The sequence below is a fragment of the Pseudomonas sp. SIMBA_067 genome (assembly GCF_046534675.1).
Classification (GTDB): Bacteria; Pseudomonadota; Gammaproteobacteria; order Pseudomonadales; family Pseudomonadaceae; genus Aquipseudomonas; species Aquipseudomonas putida.
Map to the genome: position 1 here is coordinate 1 of NZ_JAWRYH010000305.1, position 279 is coordinate 279.

The following is a 279-nucleotide window of genomic DNA, read 5'->3' on the forward strand; positions in this document are numbered from 1 at the left end:
CCGGTGGTGGTGTAGCTCTCGCTGTAGAGCGTATTGGCGTTGCCGACGGTCGAGACCATGTTCTGGCCGCCGGGCAGCTTGGCATAATAGGAAAACGTCGCCGACGCGTTGCCCCCCAGCGCGGGCCCGCTCAGCAGCACCGAGGTCGGCGCCGTCGTGCCCGCAGTGCTCCACACCTGAGTGTGGCCGCTGTCCGTGTATAGGTTGTAATTCATGCGCAAGGCGCCCGCGCCCAGGGCCCTTGCCGCGGTGCTGGGGCTGGTGTTGCCCACGCCCATG

At 67.4% G+C, this 279-nt stretch carries 1 protein-coding gene; it reads right to left on the reverse strand.

Annotated features, from left to right (window positions below; all coding sequences use genetic code 11):
* The coding region (locus SB765_RS29200; RefSeq protein ID WP_410932428.1) for a spore coat protein U domain-containing protein at window positions 1-215 on the reverse strand (215 nt) is incomplete at its 3' end.
* Between the last annotated feature and the right edge of the window lie 64 nt (window positions 216-279).